The organism is Aeromicrobium sp. Leaf272, assembly GCF_001422865.1.
Classification (GTDB): domain Bacteria; phylum Actinomycetota; class Actinomycetes; order Propionibacteriales; family Nocardioidaceae; genus Aeromicrobium.
Map to the genome: position 1 here is coordinate 505,379 of NZ_LMMY01000009.1, position 1,530 is coordinate 506,908.

Annotated in this window: 1 protein-coding gene; it reads left to right on the top strand. The window is 71.4% G+C overall.

Features of this window, described 5'->3' with window-relative positions; genetic code table 11:
• Positions 1-417 precede the first annotated feature (417 nt).
• On the top strand, positions 418-1,530 hold a 1,113-nt coding region (locus ASF38_RS17860; protein ID WP_235497384.1), incomplete at its 3' end, for an Ig-like domain-containing protein.

Here is a 1,530-nt window from a genome sequence, read left to right on the forward strand (position 1 = left end):
CCGCCTTGTGCGGGTAGACCTCGTAGAAGGCTCGCTTGGACATGCCCGCCGAGGCAACGATGTCGGCCACGGCGATCTCGCCGAAGGGACGCCGGGCGAGCACGTCCTCGAGACCGGCGAGGATCCGTTGCGCGATGTCGGCCGTCCTCGCGAGGCTCGCGTCCTGGTCCTGCACCGTTCCCCCACCCGCTCTTCCTGGAACTCCGCTTGACATCGGTACACACGCGTACCATCCTGGGTACGCAAGCGTACCAAGAGTTCGCCCCGACGTGCGTGGCGTGCGACTCGAGTCCAGGGGCGAGTCGCGCGCCGGCCGGTCCGGTGAATTCTTCTCGTTCGCCGGACTGGGGCCAAACTTGCGCATAGGCTCCTCACGCCCGCCGATCGTCGGGCACCTCTCGACATCCAGGGGCCCCCTTGTCCAGCTCGCCGCGTCCTGCCCTGCACCTGTTCGGCCGCATCGGGGTGACCGCGGTCGCCGCGTTCGCCACGGTCGCCACCTCCGCGCCTGCGGCTCTGGCCGCCGAGGGCGACCTGGCCCCGGAGACCTCGGAGCCGACGTCGACGTCCGAGCCGGCCGACGCGGCGCCGACCTCCGACTCGACCGCGCCGGAGAGCACCGAGCCCGCCGGCGACACCGAGTCGACCCCGCCCCCGGCGGACGAGACCCCCGACGAGACCCCGGACGCCCCGGCCGAGCCCGCCCCGAGCGAGCAGGACAGGGACGGGACCGAGGCCGATCCCGCGCCGAGCGCCGCTGCGGAGGGTGAGGCGGAGGGCGAGGCCGACATCGAGGCCGCCGACGAGCTCGGCTCCCAGCAGATCGCCATCACGATGGCCCTGAAGGCGGGCGACTTCTACCCCGACGACGTGGGCAGCCAGTACGTGTACGTCGCCATCTACCAGGGCGACGAGTACCTGCGCTCCGCCAACTGCAGCGCTCCTGTCGAGACCGTCGAGGCCGGCACCGAGGTCGCCTGCCTGAACGAGTCGGACGCATCACCCACCGTCGAGCTCGGCCCCGGCGAACGGGCCGTGATCGAGTACTACGACGGGACCCAGTACCGGAACGTCTACGTCGATCCGTGCCTCGCGTCGGAGTGCTCCGCCGATCCCGTGGCCGTGGACCTCGTGCGCGAGGGACCCGCACCGTCCGCGCCGAACCGGTCCTTCTCCGCCCGTCCGGGAGAGCCCGTCACGTTCGACGTGCTCGCCTTCGACTCGATCGACGACCCCGACACGACCGTGTCCATCGCCTCTGCGCCCCTGCACGGCACCGTGCGGGTCACCGACGACGGCCTCCAGCGGCTGGTCTACACGGCGGCCGAGGACTACGCGGGAACCGACACCCTCACCTACACCCTGACGAACAGCAACGGCAGCTCGACCGGCACGGTCAACATCACCGTCGCCGAGGACGCCGTGACCCCGAGCTTCGGGAGCCGCAAGTACCGCATCGGCACCCAGGTGGCGAGCGGCGCCTTCGTCCCCGAGGGCACCACCACCGCGGGCAGCACGATCACCATCACC